Below are 16334 nucleotides of genomic sequence, written 5' to 3'. Positions count from 1 at the left end.
AGGACAAGGGTTGCGCTCGTTGCGGGACTTAACCCAACATCTCACGACACGAGCTGACGACAACCATGCACCACCTGTCACCGCTGTCCCGAAGGAAGCCTCCATCTCTGGAGGGGTCAGCGGGATGTCAAGCCCTGGTAAGGTTCTTCGCGTTGCTTCGAATTAAACCACATGCTCCACCGCTTGTGCGGGTCCCCGTCAATTCCTTTGAGTTTCAGCCTTGCGGCCGTACTCCCCAGGCGGAGTGCTTATTGCGTTAGCTGCGGCACTGAGGAGGTGGACTCCCCAACACCTAGCACTCATCGTTTACGGCGTGGACTACCAGGGTATCTAATCCTGTTTGCTCCCCACGCTTTCGCGCCTCAGCGTCAGTTACAGGCCAGAGAGCCGCCTTCGCCACTGGTGTTCCTCCACATCTCTACGCATTTCACCGCTACACGTGGAATTCCGCTCTCCTCTCCTGCACTCAAGCTCCCCAGTTTCAGATGGCCCTCCACGGTTGAGCCGTGGGCTTTCACACCTGACTTAAGAAGCCGCCTGCGCGCGCTTTACGCCCAATAATTCCGGACAACGCTTGCCCCCTACGTATTACCGCGGCTGCTGGCACGTAGTTAGCCGGGGCTTTCTCGTCAGGTACCGTCAGACCGGGAGGTCATCCCGGCGGTTCTTCCCTGACAACAGAGTTTTACGATCCGAAGACCTTCCTCACTCACGCGGCGTTGCTCCGTCAGACTTTCGTCCATTGCGGAAGATTCCCTACTGCTGCCTCCCGTAGGAGTCTGGGCCGTGTCTCAGTCCCAGTGTGGCCGTTCACCCTCTCAGGTCGGCTACGCATCGTCGCCTTGGTAGGCCGTTACCCCACCAACTAGCTAATGCGCCGCAGGCCCATCTGTACGCGGCTCAAAGGCCTTTCCATGCCGAACCATGCGGTTCGGCATCCTATCCGGTATTAGCTCCGGTTTCCCGGAGTTATCCCGGTCGTACAGGCAGGTTGCCTACGTGTTACTCACCCGTCCGCCGCTAACCTCAGGAATGCAAGCACTCCATCGGTTCGCTCGACTTGCATGTATTAGGCACGCCGCCAGCGTTCGTCCTGAGCCAGGATCAAACTCTCCAAAAAAGTTGAAGATTGATACGCAAGCTCATAAGCTAGCTAATTAAAGCAAGAATGTTTTTCGGGCCCCATAAAAGTGCCTGAAATCAACTTTGAAGCTGACCTTCACTTTCATGGGATATTTACCTCGCACACAAACGAGTATCACTGTTCAGTTTTCAAGGAACTTCTTTTATTTCGCCTCTTTTTAGTGGCGACTTTATAAAATTATCATAAACAATTTTAGGTGTCAATATCTTTTGTTCATTTTCTTGAACAAAGTTTACATTAACAAAAATAAAAGCCCGTAACGGCGGACTTTTGATAATTTATCATAGTTAACAATCCATCGGCAACAAATTTTATAGAATAAATTGCTTTATAATAACAAGTGCGACCAGTCCCGGAAAGCCTAAAAAACCCGTAATCGTAACAGTAACAGGGTTTACAGGGATTTCAAAAGAAAAAGACTCGGCAACAAGGTTAAAAAGAAAAAGAATGATACTTCCAATCACAACGTTCCCTAATCCCCATCCAATCCATTTTACCCACCCCCATGCTGACTGGTTCATTAAAAGAAAAACCAACACAGCCACCGCCACGACAAGTCCAATTGTTAAATTATCCATTCTTCCGCTCCTTTCTTTAATTCTATGGGGATCATGACCATGGACTGAAGATCTACTTACATTTTATTGAAAAAAATAAATGAGCACAGTAATCGTATTATTTAGCGCATGAAACATAATGGGAACCCAAATGCTTTGGTAATAATGGCGTAAAAAACCTAAAATCAGTCCCATTGTAAATAGCGGTGGAAACAAAACAGGATCTACATGAATCACGCTAAATAATAAACTGGAACCCAATATACCAGCCAAAGCACCAAATCGCTCTACCAACGCCGTTTGCAACACACCGCGAAACATCGTCTCTTCGGCCACCGGCACAAACAAACCAACAAGAATAATTTCAATCATACTTGCAAACCAGCTAACATTTTTGGCCTGCAATACCTCACCGGAAATTTGTTCTTCCCGCCAAGAATCCAATTCAAAATTAAAATAATCAGCTATCGGTACTGTAACCACCAAATCAAGCAAAAACGTAGAAAATAAATAAAAAATAATGATGACCCAAAGTAATTGTTTACCTTTAGCAGGGCGAACAAATCCTAAGTCACGCATTCTGTCCTTAAAAAGTAAAAGCGCCAACAACAGCATTATGAACTGCGACAAAAATGCTTCAAAAAATCCCCAGATAGAATGTTCGGAGAACCAAGGGTATTGAAAAAACAGATAAAGAAGGGAGATAATTCCGTGAAAGATCTGATATAAAGCGAAATAATACATAGCATATCTTCCGGAAACTCCTGTTTCCCAACCAAGAAATTCATTTTTCCTCATTTTTAACAGGGCGGGAATAAAAAAGAAAGCAGGAATAATACTTAAAAATAAAGTACTGACAAAAAGAAAAAAACTAAATAAGGTTACTTCTTCAGACGATTCTACACGCCATTTCCCTTGCTCGGTGGGCACCCACTGCAAAAATGAAAACTCAAGCCCTATGCTGGACGCATAACCCGCCAGCAATAGCAAAGCAGAAAAAAACGCTATTTTTTCCCACCGTTCATTTCTGTTCACATACTCACCTCTCTATACCCTGTATCAGCATATTTATTCACTTTGTCCAACAAAAAGAACAAACATAAAATAAAAAGCGGCGTTTCAACAAATACTGGTCCCTGATCCTCAAAGAGGATGACCACAATGTTGAACATACCGCTTTCTTTTGAAAAGGATAGCACTTCTATAGCTCTCGTCTTCCTTCCAGCGCTTTCGAAATGGTCACTTCATCTGCATACTCCAAATCTCCGCCAACCGGGAGGCCATGAGCAATTCGAGTGACACGAATGCCAAACGGTTTCACCAATCGTGAAATATACATAGCCGTCGCTTCTCCCTCGATATTGGGGTTGGTAGCCAAAATCAGTTCTTTTACTTCCTCATTTTCTAGGCGGCGTAACAACTCTGGAATTCGGATATCTTCCGGCCCTATCCCCTCCATAGGGGAAATCGCGCCGTGCAATACATGATAATATCCATTATATTCCCGCGTTCTCTCCATCGCAACCAAATCTTTCGGTTCTTGTACAACACAAATTACGGACTGATCGCGAGATGTATCGGAACAAATCCGACAAGGATCCACGTCGGTAATATTCTGGCACACAGAGCAGTACACCAAATTTCGCTTAACATTTACCAATGCCTTCGCGATCTCTAAGACATCATCTTCTTTCATACCCAACACAAAAAAAGCCAGACGTGCTGCCGTCTTTGGCCCAATGCCTGGCAATTTCATAAATCCGTCAATCAGTTTCGCTATCGGTTCGGGATAATACACGTAGGTCTCCCCTATATCTCAGATTAGAATAATCCTGGTAGCTTCATGCCTCCGGTAAATTTACCCATACTTTTTGCCACCAGTTCATCAGCCTTGTTCATCGCTTCTGTAACCGCAGCCAGCACCAAATCTTCCAACATTTCTACATCATCGGGATCTACAGCTTCCGGCTTAATTTTTACCCCCAGTACTTCTTTATGACCATTGACCGTCACGGTCACCATACCGCCGCCGGATGTGCCTTCCACCGTCTGTTCCTTCAACTCTTCTTGCGCTTTTTGCATTTGCTGCTGCATTTTTTTCATTTGTTTCATCATGTTTTGCATATTTCCGCCACCAAACATATTGTTTCCTCCTAATCTTTTATATCTACCAAGTCTTCACCAAACAACCTTACCGCTTCCTCCACGATAGGATCAGGTTGCGATTCCGCTTCTGTATCTTGCTTCGCTCCCCCTTCGGTAGAAACAGCCAAAGATTCACTGATTTCTTTCCATTGATTCTCCATTAACGTAAACAATTCAATGGGACGGTTGATAAATCCTTTTACAACTTCTTCAATGAGCTGCTTATTCAGTTCACGGGCCGTTGTTTCGCAATGAATCACGCTTTTAAAACAAACGACCAATCCCGTCTGAGATAACGCTACAGGACGGCCGTCCAGAAGCCATGCATGTAGACGAAAACTTCTCGCTTTCACCTGCTGGAGAATATCCGGCCAAATGGCGCATAGCCGTTTAAGTTGAGGTTCAATGGAATTGGCTGCTACTTCCCGGATTCGCGCGGTCGGAATTTTCACAGTCGGCTGCATGCTAGAACGTCTTGTTTCCCTGCGAGACGTAGAAGCCAAAAAGCTTGCCTGTCCTGTAGCGCCTCCTTGTTCCAACTGTTTAACCTGTTTCTCTAACATATGAATACGCCGCTTTAGTTGCTCTACATCTTCAGATAAACCTTCCGTCTCAGCAGCGGAAACCTGGCTTTCACCTTTGCTCTGACAAAGCTGAATCAGAATGAGTTCCAGCATGATTCGAGGCTGACTCGCCCGTTTCATGTCATGTTTCGCTTGATTCAGCCTTTCAATGATAAAAAACAAGCGGGAACGATCAAACGTATCCCCAAGCCCCTTAAATTCGGGATCAAGTATCATACGATCCTGAATCTCTTCCAATTGAGGCGCCGTCTTATAAAGTAGAAGATCACGAAAATAAAACAATAAATCATCCAAGAACTGATCCGGACTCTTACCGTTCTGAACAAGGCGCTGTACAATATCCAGCACGTCGGAAGCGGAACCTTCCTCAATACTTTTGGCTGCCTCCGCCAGCATCGTATGCGGGGCAGCGCCGGTAATCGCCATCACATCTTCAAGTTCAATTCTCTCGCCGCCGAATGAAAGCGTCTGATCAAGAAGACTGAGTGCATCACGCATACCGCCCTCCGCCATACGCGCGATAAACGTAAGCGCCTGGTCAGAAACCTGCACATTCTCCCCGGAAATCGCCTGCTTCATCCGTTTCACAATTAACGCGCTGCTAATACGCCGAAAATCAAAGCGCTGGCAACGCGAAATAATCGTGGCTGGAAGTTTATGTGGGTCGGTTGTAGCCAAAATAAAAATAACATGAGCCGGTGGCTCTTCTAACGTTTTTAATAACGCGTTAAACGCTTCCGGCGTCAGCATATGAACTTCATCAACAATATATACTTTATACCGAACTTGCGTTGGCGCATACTTCACTTTGTCGCGGATATCGCGAATCTCTTCAATACGGCGGTTGGAAGCGGCGTCTATTTCCATGACATCAACAACTGAGCCTTCCGTAATCCCACGGCAGGCAGCGCATTCGTTACACGGCTCAGGTGCGGGTCCTTTCTCGCAATTCACCGCCTTGGCCATCACTTTGGCCGCGCTCGTTTTCCCTGTTCCCCTTGGTCCATTGAATAGATAAGCATGGGAAAAACGCTGTTCTTTAAGCGCATTCTGCAAAGTCCGCGTTACATGCTCCTGGCCTACAATGTCCGCAAACGTCTGCGGACGCCAAATTCGATACAATGCTTGGTAAGCCATTTTGCATCTCCATCTTTCCTGTGTGCATCTATTACAGTCTGCAAACTTCCATTACTCTATACAAATGCAAAAAAATGCACAGCCAATTAAAATTTTATGCGACTTTCATTATACCACTTTCTTTACTCGTCGGAAAAGGGAAAGAGAAAGCGGCTAGCAAGAAGGAAGGAGAACATGAAAAATGGTTCCGTAGCCTTTGTTCGACACTCGAATGCTACCACCCATGTCATGAACAATCTTCTGACATACAGGCAAGCCAAGACCTGTTCCTTCTTCCTTCGTTGTAAAAAAAGGCTCGAAAATTTTATCAGCTAAATATGGAGGAATACCAGGCCCAGTGTCATGGATGGTGATCTCTACATAACTATCCGTATGGAAAAGCCGGATGGTAAGCGTCCCCTGTCCTCCCATCGCTTCGATTCCGTTCTTCGCAATATTCAAAAAAACTTGCTTCAGCATCTCGCTATCGCCCATAACAAGCGGAAGTGGACTTTCTTTTTCCACCAATACTTCCACTCCGTGCAAAAGAGCCTCATTCTCAACAATAGGAAGAATTTCCATAAATACCTGCTCTACATCAACCAGCTTGTACTGAATTTCTTTCTGCTTGCTTAAAAGCAAAAATTCGCTTACCAATTCATTGATACGCTTGATTTCAGTCAACATAATGTCTGTATAACCCTTCTCTCTTTCCATTCCTGCTTCTACAAGCGATTTGCGGATCATTTGCAGAAATCCGTTGATGGAAGTTAACGGATTGCGTATTTCGTGGGCCGTTCCAGCAGCAATCTGACCAATCATGGCCAACCTATCGCTCCGCTCGATTTTATCTTCTAGAGAGCTCATATTTGTCACATTTTTAAAAATATAATATCCGCCCGTAATCTCCCCTGCTGCATCTCTTAACACATTAGAGTCCACAATCAATTCGAAGCGTTGATTGCCATTAAACCAGGAATAGGCTTTATCGGAAACGGTAACTCCTTTTAGCAAAGCTGAAGAAATAACCCCCTGCTCTTCCTTCATTCCTGGAAACGCATCCTCAATGGTGCGGTTAATTACATGACACTTCTCTACGCCAAGTATCTTGCAGGCTTCCTCACTAATTTCGGCGATACAAGCATCCTCATCTAATATAATAATTCCCAGATTAATGTTTTTGATAATTTGCTGGTAAAAACAAGATAACAGCGAATGATTGGTGTTCTCCTGGATAGTGGGTAGAGTAATATAATGCGCCTCTTCTCCTCTGAAACTATAGCTGTAAATCAGTATATCACATGCACACGTTTTCCCGGAGCGTAACTTCAATAAGCCGCGCGGCACACGGTTTGACTTTTCGCTCATAATCCGAAAATGCTCAAGCCATGCACCAAAAGAATCTTTCGTCACAAACAAATCATAGTGGGTCTTCTTCTTTATTTGTTTATACGTATGACCAGTTGCCTGAAGCAATATCGAATTCGCTTCTATCACCCGCCCCTCCTTGTCGAAAAAAAAGGCGGCGTAAGGAATACTATGTAAGTGACACATTAACTCATCCATACCCATTCTTAACTGCAAAATGTTTCCCGGCATCTTATCTCTCACCCCATCTCCGGAGATATTTACCATATTCATATATTCTGTTTATTTCTACAAACTCCTTTTTTGGGGCTTGGCTTTATTTATGAGAAAAACTCCTAGCGCTTTTATACGCTAGGAGTTTTTATAAAACTAAAGCCGCACACCTGCCGTCGATACGCTCATCCGGGCGAATCCATGTAGTTAGCTCAAACCAGGCTCCCCTACGGCACACGAAATGATCCACTTATGGCTGCTTCCTTCCGGACCTGACCAGGTTCATGGGTTTCCGTTGCGCAGGACCCGGTTCTCAACACCACTTTCACAGACCTGACCCCACATGAAACGCACCTCGGGCAGGAATTCAACCCCGCTATAGCGGATTGCGGGTGCAGGGCACCGCTACCTCCCCGTCTAGTACGGCAAACTTATACACAATGTTTAGTTGCAGCATCGCTGCCTAATTATCTTATCAAAAAAGAAAAGACCGCGCAAGCCATACCCAAGCGACTTGCTCCTGTAAGTTATGGCACAGCAAAAATATCTTGTCTTGTTTACTTTTCTTGTTCAAGTTTGTCGAAGTTAACCAATTTATTAATTTCCTGAATCATCGCCGCAGCTTTATCAAATGACCCTTTCCCATTCGTAATATATGTATTTATCTCGATAAGCAGCCCGGTGACTTCCGGAAGTTCGAGCATATCCATATATTTTTGCAGTTCAGTTGTCCGTTTCATAATATCAAACGCCAATTCTGTTGAATACGGCCGTTTTGTCATCTCCGCAATTTCTTCGGTCATGACACGCACAATAGGAGCAATTTGCCCACGAAAAGGAGAGGCGCCCTCAGGTATTTTGGTAGCACGCCCTTCACGGTTAATTACAATTCCGTTCGTATATTTCGCATCTCCGGTAAATGGATCAATGGACATTTTATCAGGGCGTCCTTTGCGCGGCTGTTCCGCAGGTTTTTCAAAAGGCTGTTCGATAATGGAAAAGGTATCTTGTATTTTTTCCAAACGAGGATCCGAAACCGGAATTTTGGGCTTTTCCACTTTTTGATACACAAGGCTTTTGCGCATTTCTGCTTCAAATTCGGAAGGTGTAGCATTCTCGTCGATGTTGACTTGATAAGGCGGCTCGTTTATAGAGCCAATATCTGTAATGTTTTCATCGTCCGCCTGCACATTCTGCATAATAGACGACACGATAAAAATTCCGACACTAATAACGGATGTTGCAACAATCAAGGATAAAACAATGCTTCTCTTTCTCATGTAGATTCTCCTCTTTCGCCTTTCTCAAAAAGGAAAAGCCATTCTTCCTCTAAAGAAATTCTTACATGTTTCCGCATTTTAGTCCAGAAATTTTTTCTCTTTAATAAGTCAATAAAGTTCCCGACGAGGCAAATTTCTTGGAGGCTCTCCTAACCATTCTGTATGTCTTCTAATAAGCCATGCCTTCCGCTAAGCCGATCCAACAAATTTTTCGGCAGATTTGTTCATATGTCAGCATATTGCCTTTGATCCATAAACTGAATAAAGTCGTTGATATACTGAAATTTATATGGAATTCCTTCCTCAGTGAAACTTAAAAGGACGTCATGTTTACATTACTTTTCCTAGCTATAATGTTTTAGCAATTGGAAATCCTACCTAATGGAATTGTAGTTATCATCAATTGTATTTTATAAAACCCTGTAAAGAGGCGAAATGTGATCATGATTGAACATTTATTAGAACTTTCCCATGTATTCAATCGCAATCGGGATAGAATCCGTATCTTTATGGACATGCTCTCTCCCGTGATTGCTCAAGCTCAAGACGAACATGAGCGCCTTTATTTTCATCACATTTACGAAGAAGAAGAACAACGGCTAGAACGGCTTGATGAACTTATGCCTAAATTGTCCCGCTTTTTAAATAACGAGCAGACGATTCGCATCACAAATCAAGAGTTCATTCATCTTCTCCAAGATATAAACCTGGAAAAATTCGGTCTGCACAACTTTTTGGAGCATCTGGATTTAGCGATGTACCACTTTAAAGACGAGGAACATAACCAAATGCTACATTCCATGTTAGAGCAAACAAAAGCGGATTATTTATGGGTAAAAAAAATTCTTTCTCTCATGAACGGGAATTTTCCTTCTAATAATTCCGTATCCGTCAAGGAATCAGAAAAGCATAATGTATTAACAGCAGCCCATGATCATGAACATGAAGCGAAAGAAAAAAAAGAGGCTCATCTTTCAGTCCCTGCGGTAAATTCAGCATTTCCTAAACCAAGCCTTTCTGTACGCCACAAGAAAGGATTAACCGTAGGAAGTCTTAAAACGTTACGTTAACATCAAACCAGGAGGTTTCAACATTATGGACAAACTAAGAAAGTTCCCTGATTCTCCTCTGACCGAACATAATTGGAATATAATGGAAGAAATCGTAATAGAGGCAGCCAGAAGACAGCTTATTGGTCGCCGTTTCATTGATATTTACGGGCCATTGGGAGAGGGAATTCAAACTGTAAATAACGATATCTTTGAGGAGCCTCAAGATGGAGGAATCAGCCTACGCGGAGAATCTTTAGAGCTGTCCCAGCCTACTCGTCGGGTCAATTTGTCTATCCCTATGTTATATAAAGACTTTATTCTTTACTGGCGTGACCTAGAACAAGCAAAAACGTTAGGAATCCCTATTGATATGAGCCCTGCTGCGAACGCCGCCGTCCAATGCGCCCGTTTGGAGGATAATCTTATTTTTAACGGTTCTCCTCAATTTGAACTTTCTGGACTCATGAACGTCCCGGGTCGTCTTACCCACATCCGTGGTGAGTGGATGAAGTCAGGACAGGCTTTCGAAGATGTGGTTGAAGCGATTAGCAAACTACAGCAAATGGGATACACCGGCCCTTATGCTATGGTCTTATCTCCTAAACTCTACTCCCTTCTTCACCGCGTTCACCCTGGAACCAATGTCTTAGAAATTGAACACATGCGCGAACTCGTAACGGACGGTGTATTCCAATCACCAGAAATTAAAGGAAAGGCTGGCGTGATTGTAAATACGGGCCAACATAATTTAGATCTGGCCATTGCCGAAGACTTTCACACCGCTTACCTTGATACCGAGAATATGAATCATTTGTTCCGGGTACACGAAGCAATTGTTCTCCGTATCAAACGCCCCAGTGCAATTTGCACTCTGGAGGATTCTGACAGTTAAAACAAAATCAAAAGAGGCACCTTCACAGGTGCCTCTTATCTTTTTTTATGCTATTCTTATCCGATTTCCCCTTTTTTTGTCTTCTCTCCTTGGTTCCATAAAGGAGAGATCAACCTCATTGGCAGCTACATTCACTCCAATATCATCTACCAATTGTTCCACTTCTTTTCTGAACGTTGGGGTACAGCTTCCTGCATTTGCTTGAAGTAACTTTTTTAAGTATTTTAGCTTTTCAACCGTTTTGATCTGTCTATAAGATTCATTTGACATTTCACAAATGCGCTTATGAACCGGTTCTAAAATAATGCTGATTTCATCGACATGAGCAATAAATTGCTTTCCTTGCTCTGTAATAAAACCTACAGAATAAATGGCGTTACCAGCCATTTCAATACTCGTGATCACGGCATTCGGGAATTGTTCTCCACTGCGCAAGCGAAGGTATTCTACCTCAATAACTCCGCCCAGTTTTCTCTCATTAGACAAAACAGTGTGGATATCCATCAAACCTTTTACTTGATACCCCATTGCTGTCCCCCTCTATTACTCGTAAGCGCTTTTGTTGATATTGATTCTCAGTTTCATACTACTAAAGGACAGGACTTTTGTCAATAGTAAGAATCATTCTCGTCCCTTCCAATCCGTAGAAGTCAAAAATAACATATTGGTTCAACTAACAAACCACGTATGCTTCTTACGCCCAATACGGTTGTCACGTACATTCATTTTTTCAACAAAAAACCTCCTTCCATGTTTATCCATGTTAGGAGGCATATTCATAACATATATGTAACTGTAGAAAAATAGTTCTCGCTCATTCACCTTGCTAATTTTCGGATGAATCAGTCGCCTCGATTTCAACTATATCAACGTATCGCTTCCTGAATACACTAGCGTTCAAAAATGTTGATTTATCAAGCTTTGCATATGATATGTATGGCGGAGATGGAGGGATTTGAACCCCCGCGCGCCTTGCGACGCCTAACTGATTTCGAGTCAGTCCCCTTCAGCCGGACTTGGGTACATCTCCGCAAAAACTAAAACATGGAGTCTAGAAATTATGCTAGCATAATCTCTTCGGAAGAATCAACCCTCCACTTTCCTTTGCCACAAAATAACGATACATATACATAATTTGTAACATTGTCGTTACAATAAACAACGACATTTCCAAGTCTGATACGAACGATTACCTTAATTATTCAGAGATTACAGACCGACCTGTTTGGCTTTCGGCGTACTGGCTATCATATTCATCCAGCAATAGTGATCCCGTTCCAAACTTCCAAAGAAGTATAAAAAATATAAATTTATGCCCTCTTGCATAAAGAAAGTACTTTTTATACCTAAATCTATAAGTATTGATTTTCCTCTTCTTCCCTTTTATAATAAAAAATGAATTTGAACTGACTAGTCAGTATAAAATGAGGTGGACAAAAAAATAATGCGCGCAAAAACGAAAGAGCTAATTTTCCAAGGAGCGCTTAAAGCGTTCGCAGAAAAAGGCTTTAACGAAACGACAATGGAACAAATCGCCGAAATTTGCGGCGTGGCCAAAGGCACGCTCTACTACAACTTTAAGACGAAAGAAGACCTGTATATATTCGTTATGGAATCCGGCGTCCAGAATTTTATAGGCATGATTCATGATTATGTGGACGTAGTGAACAAAAACGACTTCCGACAACGTGTCATTCGGTTAATCGAGGCTCATTTGGACTTTTTTCAGAACGAACAGGACTTCTGTCGTTTGCTGCTCAGCCGAAGTTGGGGCACACAGGAACGCCACCATACCATCCGCTACGTGCTGCAGGAATACTTCGTGCTTCTGGAACAAGAACTGCAAACTGCGAAAGAAAAAGGTAAGTTGCCGTCAAATATTGAAGTGAACGCCGTCGCCAGCAGTTTCTTCGGCATGATTGGTTTTACGGCTATGCGCACCATCATTCACGAAGGAACGCTCGACAATCCGGGACTGCGCTATAGCCTACAAAACTTGGCCCTCCATATGTTGGGCATTTTCGAAGAAGATTAATTGTAAAGATAAATAAACAGAGGTGGGAGAGAAATGAAAGCTATCCGTATCATTATGTTCAGCATCATGGTACTGCTGATCGGAAGCGGTGCGTATGCTCTGTCTTCTTACGGGGAAACAGGCCGCATCAAAGCGGCTTCTGTCAGCCAGCCAATCTCATATGTGGAAGCGACCAACATGAATGTAAGCTTTAAGATGAGCGGACGCATCAGCGAAATTTATGTTAAAGAGGGCGACCACGTAAAAAAAGGGCAGCTTCTGGCCCGTCTAGAAAGCAAAGAGCTACAGGATAAGGCGGCGCAGGCGCAAGCGACTCTAAACAAGGCAAACGCCGGCGTTGAACAGGCACAAGCCGCTCTAGAGGCAGCAAACGCCGGCGTTAAACAAGCGCAAGCAGGTGTATCGGCAGCTGAGGCGAAAAAGACGCAGGGCCAAAACGCGGTTAACGTAACCGCCCAGACAGCCGAACGCAAAGTCGCGCAAGCACAGGCGGCCGTAAAAGCTGCGCAAGCGCAACTGGACGCACTAAAAAATGGGGCCCGTAAAGAAGAACGCGAACAGGCAAAAATTAAAGCTAGTGCTGCGAAAGAAGCGTTCCGTATCGCAGAAGATAACTATAACCGTATGAAAACTCTATTTCAACAAGGCGCCGTACCGCAAGCGAAAGTGGATGAAGCAAAATTGAACTATGAGAAAGCAAAAGCGGAATACGAAGCAGCGCAAAAGCAATTGGAAATGGTACAAAACGGTCCGCGTCCAGAAGAAATCAAAGCCGCTGAAGCGCAGCTTGAACAGGCGAAAGCCGCAGCGGCACTGGCGGAAGCAAGCAAAGGAGAAGTTAAACTACGCGAAAGTGATGTGCAAGCGGCAGAAGCAGGTATTTCTCAGGCGTCGTCTTCCGTTTCTTCAGCTCAAGCCAACGTTACCAAGGCGCAAGCGACTGTGAACGAGGCAAATGCCAGCGTTGAACAGGCACGAGCGGCGCTGGCGGAAGCGAAAACATACCTTAGCTATACGGAACTCCGTGCGCCGAGTGATGGGATCATTACCTCTCAATCAGCACAAATCGGTGAACTGGTAGGAGCCGGTTTCCCGGTATTTACAATCGAAACAACACAAGATCGCTGGGCCAAATTCTACTTCCCAGAAACCGAGCTCAGCACCCTTAAAGTCGGCGATATTGTGAATATGAAACTGATTTCAACTGGAAAAATGGTTAAAGGGAAAGTTACCGTCATCGAACCAGCCGCCGATTTTGCGATTCAAAAACCAAGCCAAAAAATGGGGGATACGGATATACGCTCGTTCGGCGTAAAAGTTACGTTAATCAATTTGCCGGATACCGTAGCCACGGGTATGACGCTGCAATGGCAAGGTAAAGGGGCGAAGTAACAATGCAATCTCCGCTCAAAGTGGGAGACATTATCCGCGAAGAGTGGCTCAACATTCTTCGCGACCGCCGTCTCTTTGCCATTCTATTTCTGGTACCACTGCTTTATACAGCGCTATTCGGCTACTTGTACAGCACCCAGCGTCTCGTTGACATTCCAACGGTCGTCTTCGATGGCGACAATAGTCAGTTGAGCCGGCAAATCGTTCAAGCTTTCGAGCAAACCGAGGCATTTCATATTATCAAGCACACGTTATCGGAAAACGAAGTGCAACAAACGATAGAAAGCGGGCAAGCACGCGTTGGAATTATCATTCCAAATGATTTCTCCACGCGCTTAAAGCACGGAGAAAACGTACCGGTATTAACCTTGGTGGACGGCAGCAATATGCTCTTCTCCAACTCCGCTACCCGTGCGGCCAACCAGGTAGTTACGACGTTCAGCTACGGGGTGTCTTCTGTTAAACTTAAACAACAAGGATTGCAGGACGAACAAATTGCGGCGACTTTCGCGCAGATTCCGTTCCGTTCCCGCGTTCTGTATAACCCGCTGTTTAATTATAACGAGTTTCTTGTATACGGCCTTATTGGTGCTATCCTTCAGCAGGTGCTTCTGCTTGGCGTAGCACTGACTGTGACACGGGATAAAGAAAAAGGCATCTGGAACCGTTTCGCAGTATGGCGCGGCTTACCCTGGAGAATCGCGTACGCGAAGACCGCTCCGTACTTCCTTATCGGACTTGTGAACAACGTCAGTGCATTTGCACTTGCGCTGTACGTGTTCCACCTGCCTTTCCGGGGTTTATTCCTGCCTGCATTTGCATTAGCAATCAGCTTTGTGTTCGCTCTGCTCGGCATCGGATATTTGGCGAGCCTCTTCTCCGGGAATCAAGTAGGATCGACCCAGATTACGATGCTTATCGCGGTACCATCCTTCCTTTTATCCGGCTTTACATGGCCGTTTGAAGCAATGCCGCACTCCTTGAACGTATTGGGGCACCTGCTTCCGCTCACATATTTTCTGGATGGGGTACGCGAAATATTTATCAAAGGACATGGTTTCGAAGCGATATGGCGGGATTGCGTGACGCTCGGACTTATGGGGGCCGTTACGTACTTTATCGCTTTCGTGATTACTCCGCTTTTTGTGAAGGCGGAAAATCAAGCTGAAAAGCAAGAAGAAGTGCGCCAGCCCTTTTTCCCTGCTTGATTACGGTAAAGACGTTGCCTAATACTGAAAAGCGCGAAAGGCCAGCAATAAGGCTTTCGCGCTTTTTTGATCAGCTTATTCTGTTTTCTTTTTTCGTTTTTCCCGCAAAGCGCGAAAAAAATCTTTCAGCAATGCGCTACACTCCGCTTCACAAATTCCCTGCACCACTTCTACCTGGTGATTAAAACGTTCTTCCTGAAGCAAATTCATCAAACTGCCGGCGCAACCTGCTTTCGGGTCCATCGCACCGTACACAACGCGGGGGATACGCGCCTGCACAATCGCACCCGCACACATTGGACATGGCTCCAATGTGACATACAGCGTTGTTCCAAGCAAACGCCAGCCGCCTAGCGTTTCGCTCGCTTCCTTTATGGCGATAAGTTCGGCGTGCGCAATCGGGTCTTTTGCAGTTTCCCGCAGATTGTATCCCCGGCCCACCACTTTACCGTCTCGCACAATGACGGCACCAATCGGTACCTCGCCAAGCGCTTCCGCTTTTTTCGCCTCTTCAATCGCGAGACCCATATAGTATTCGTCACTCATCTATCTCACCATCGTATTTTCTTTTCATTCCGCTTTATTTTCGCAATTTCTCTAGTCTCCTGTCAATTTTTATACTGCTATTAAGCTTTAAAGCAACATAAGGGGATTTACCCCTACCACGAAAAACGACCTCCCAACTAAATGAGAGGCCTAGCGCATATCACTATTTTTTGATTGTCAATCCTGCAAAAAGTAAAACACGCGCCGGAGCTGCTTCCGTCTCAAGCACTTTCAGCGGTGCCGCTACCATAAAATATTCTCCCTCCGGCACCTCGCCAAGACGCAATCCTTCAAGAATAATAACACCGGCTTCGAACAATGTTTTATGTGTGGGATGGCCTGGCTGATCGCGCTCGATACCAAGCGCGTCAATTCCTACGCCACGCACCCCAAAATCCGCCAGGTAACGGGCTCCATCTTCCGCGAGATAAACAAAATCGACCGTAAAATTATCTGTTAATGAGTTGTATGTTTTCAACAAAACAAACTCGTCTTTTTGCAATTGAAATTTCTCAAGATCTGCGCGCGTAATGCCGCCATTTACTTCCGTCACGTCAAGCACGCGGCAAAAACCCGACAGACGCTCTACCGGAATATCCGCCATCGTACCGCCATCAGGCAACATATGCAGCGGAGAATCGACATGCGTTCCTGTATGCATGTCCATGTCAATCCGTGATTCCCGGGCAGAAGACCTATTAAAATCCTGAACTACCCGGATATGGGGCTGCTTTTCTTCTTTATTCTTATACACTGGCATACCATGATAAATCGGCATTGATATGTCATATATTTTGTACAT

15 protein-coding genes, 1 tRNA gene, 1 rRNA gene and 1 other RNA gene (1 of these 18 only partly in view) are annotated in these 16334 nt (G+C 44.8%); 5 read left to right on the top strand and 13 right to left on the bottom strand.

Annotated features, from left to right (window positions below; all coding sequences use genetic code 11):
* The 9 genes from K3F53_RS00405 to K3F53_RS00365 all read right to left on the bottom strand — a co-directional run.
* Positions 1 to 1120, bottom strand: a 16S ribosomal RNA gene (locus tag K3F53_RS00405); it reaches 421 nt to the left of the window's first position.
* Positions 1121 to 1455: 335 nt separating this feature from the next.
* On the bottom strand, positions 1456 to 1722 hold the full coding sequence (locus K3F53_RS00400; protein ID WP_057897160.1) for a pro-sigmaK processing inhibitor BofA family protein: 267 nt from the start codon (positions 1720 to 1722) through the stop codon (positions 1456 to 1458).
* 63 nt (positions 1723 to 1785) lie between these two features.
* The gene (locus tag K3F53_RS00395; RefSeq protein ID WP_091260627.1) at positions 1786 to 2736 is read right to left on the bottom strand and encodes a CPBP family intramembrane glutamic endopeptidase; all 951 of its coding nucleotides are present in this window, start codon (positions 2734 to 2736) and stop codon (positions 1786 to 1788) included.
* A 166-nt stretch (positions 2737 to 2902) separates the two neighbouring features.
* Complete coding sequence (recR, locus tag K3F53_RS00390) at positions 2903 to 3499, bottom strand: recombination mediator RecR (RefSeq protein ID WP_057897162.1); 597 nt, start codon at positions 3497 to 3499, stop codon at positions 2903 to 2905.
* Positions 3500 to 3522: 23 nt separating this feature from the next.
* The gene (locus tag K3F53_RS00385; protein WP_057897163.1) at positions 3523 to 3843 is read right to left on the bottom strand and encodes a YbaB/EbfC family nucleoid-associated protein; all 321 of its coding nucleotides are present in this window, start codon (positions 3841 to 3843) and stop codon (positions 3523 to 3525) included.
* An 11-nt stretch (positions 3844 to 3854) separates the two neighbouring features.
* Positions 3855 to 5567 carry a DNA polymerase III subunit gamma/tau gene (gene dnaX / locus K3F53_RS00380; RefSeq protein ID WP_057897164.1) on the bottom strand — a complete coding sequence of 571 codons (1713 nt, stop codon included), beginning with the start codon at positions 5565 to 5567 and terminating at the stop codon, positions 3855 to 3857.
* Positions 5568 to 5720: 153 nt separating this feature from the next.
* On the bottom strand, positions 5721 to 7043 hold the full coding sequence (locus K3F53_RS00375) for an ATP-binding protein (RefSeq protein WP_246615668.1): 1323 nt from the start codon (positions 7041 to 7043) through the stop codon (positions 5721 to 5723).
* A gap of 246 nt (positions 7044 to 7289) precedes the next feature.
* Positions 7290 to 7553, bottom strand: an RNA gene (gene ffs, locus K3F53_RS00370) — signal recognition particle sRNA large type.
* A 131-nt stretch (positions 7554 to 7684) separates the two neighbouring features.
* Positions 7685 to 8407 (bottom strand): hypothetical protein, encoded by a 723-nt coding sequence (locus K3F53_RS00365; RefSeq protein ID WP_057897165.1) that lies wholly within the window; start codon positions 8405 to 8407, stop codon positions 7685 to 7687.
* A gap of 443 nt (positions 8408 to 8850) precedes the next feature.
* Between K3F53_RS00365 and K3F53_RS00360 the strand changes: the two genes are divergently transcribed.
* The gene (locus K3F53_RS00360) at positions 8851 to 9477 is read left to right on the top strand and encodes an IMEF encapsulin system ferritin-like cargo protein (protein WP_246615705.1); all 627 of its coding nucleotides are present in this window, start codon (positions 8851 to 8853) and stop codon (positions 9475 to 9477) included.
* A gap of 25 nt (positions 9478 to 9502) precedes the next feature.
* The gene (locus K3F53_RS00355) at positions 9503 to 10351 is read left to right on the top strand and encodes a family 1 encapsulin nanocompartment shell protein (RefSeq protein WP_220559251.1); all 849 of its coding nucleotides are present in this window, start codon (positions 9503 to 9505) and stop codon (positions 10349 to 10351) included.
* Positions 10352 to 10396: 45 nt separating this feature from the next.
* Here K3F53_RS00355 and K3F53_RS00350 read toward each other — a convergent pair whose 3' ends face one another.
* On the bottom strand, positions 10397 to 10879 hold the full coding sequence (locus K3F53_RS00350; protein ID WP_057897168.1) for a hypothetical protein: 483 nt from the start codon (positions 10877 to 10879) through the stop codon (positions 10397 to 10399).
* Positions 10880 to 11288: 409 nt separating this feature from the next.
* Positions 11289 to 11381, bottom strand: a tRNA-Ser gene (locus K3F53_RS00345).
* A gap of 414 nt (positions 11382 to 11795) precedes the next feature.
* Between K3F53_RS00345 and K3F53_RS00340 the strand changes: the two genes are divergently transcribed.
* From K3F53_RS00340 to K3F53_RS00330, 3 genes are read left to right on the top strand one after another with little or no spacing between them, the layout of a single operon-like run.
* The gene (locus K3F53_RS00340; protein ID WP_057897169.1) at positions 11796 to 12386 is read left to right on the top strand and encodes a TetR/AcrR family transcriptional regulator; all 591 of its coding nucleotides are present in this window, start codon (positions 11796 to 11798) and stop codon (positions 12384 to 12386) included.
* Positions 12387 to 12419: 33 nt separating this feature from the next.
* On the top strand, positions 12420 to 13778 hold the full coding sequence (locus tag K3F53_RS00335) for an HlyD family secretion protein (RefSeq protein WP_091260629.1): 1359 nt from the start codon (positions 12420 to 12422) through the stop codon (positions 13776 to 13778).
* A gap of 2 nt (positions 13779 to 13780) precedes the next feature.
* Positions 13781 to 14986: an ABC transporter permease gene (locus tag K3F53_RS00330; RefSeq protein WP_057897171.1), complete on the top strand. Its 1206-nt coding sequence runs from the start codon at positions 13781 to 13783 to the stop codon at positions 14984 to 14986.
* 75 nt (positions 14987 to 15061) lie between these two features.
* Here K3F53_RS00330 and tadA read toward each other — a convergent pair whose 3' ends face one another.
* Entirely contained in the window at positions 15062 to 15532 is a 471-nt protein-coding gene (tadA, locus tag K3F53_RS00325) for a tRNA adenosine(34) deaminase TadA (RefSeq protein WP_057897172.1), read from the bottom strand.
* Between the two features lie 163 nt (positions 15533 to 15695).
* Positions 15696 to 16334, bottom strand: coding sequence for a cyclase family protein (locus K3F53_RS00320; RefSeq protein WP_220559250.1), 639 nt, complete (start codon positions 16332 to 16334; stop codon positions 15696 to 15698).

The sequence above is a fragment of the Aneurinibacillus thermoaerophilus genome (genome assembly GCF_019603355.1).
In the GTDB taxonomy this organism is placed as follows: Bacteria; Bacillota; Bacilli; order Aneurinibacillales; family Aneurinibacillaceae; genus Aneurinibacillus; species Aneurinibacillus thermoaerophilus.
This window is presented reverse-complemented; position numbering and strand designations above follow the sequence as displayed.

What these genes read in the sequence shown, in the direction of transcription:
- K3F53_RS00400 (WP_057897160.1), bottom strand. Translation starts at nt 1,722, where the DNA reads ATGGATAATTTAACAATTGGACTTGTCGTGGCGGTGGCTGTGTTGGTT.
- K3F53_RS00385 (WP_057897163.1), bottom strand. Translation starts at nt 3,843, where the DNA reads ATGTTTGGTGGCGGAAATATGCAAAACATGATGAAACAAATGAAAAAA.
- dnaX (WP_057897164.1), bottom strand. Translation starts at nt 5,567, where the DNA reads ATGGCTTACCAAGCATTGTATCGAATTTGGCGTCCGCAGACGTTTGCG.
- K3F53_RS00365 (WP_057897165.1), bottom strand. Translation starts at nt 8,407, where the DNA reads ATGAGAAAGAGAAGCATTGTTTTATCCTTGATTGTTGCAACATCCGTT.
- K3F53_RS00360 (WP_246615705.1), top strand. Translation starts at nt 8,851, where the DNA reads ATGATTGAACATTTATTAGAACTTTCCCATGTATTCAATCGCAATCGG.
- K3F53_RS00355 (WP_220559251.1), top strand. Translation starts at nt 9,503, where the DNA reads ATGGACAAACTAAGAAAGTTCCCTGATTCTCCTCTGACCGAACATAAT.
- K3F53_RS00350 (WP_057897168.1), bottom strand. Translation starts at nt 10,879, where the DNA reads ATGGGGTATCAAGTAAAAGGTTTGATGGATATCCACACTGTTTTGTCT.
- K3F53_RS00340 (WP_057897169.1), top strand. Translation starts at nt 11,796, where the DNA reads ATGCGCGCAAAAACGAAAGAGCTAATTTTCCAAGGAGCGCTTAAAGCG.
- K3F53_RS00335 (WP_091260629.1), top strand. Translation starts at nt 12,420, where the DNA reads ATGAAAGCTATCCGTATCATTATGTTCAGCATCATGGTACTGCTGATC.
- K3F53_RS00330 (WP_057897171.1), top strand. Translation starts at nt 13,781, where the DNA reads ATGCAATCTCCGCTCAAAGTGGGAGACATTATCCGCGAAGAGTGGCTC.
- tadA (WP_057897172.1), bottom strand. Translation starts at nt 15,532, where the DNA reads ATGAGTGACGAATACTATATGGGTCTCGCGATTGAAGAGGCGAAAAAA.
- K3F53_RS00320 (WP_220559250.1), bottom strand. Translation starts at nt 16,334, where the DNA reads ATGTACAAAATATATGACATATCAATGCCGATTTATCATGGTATGCCA.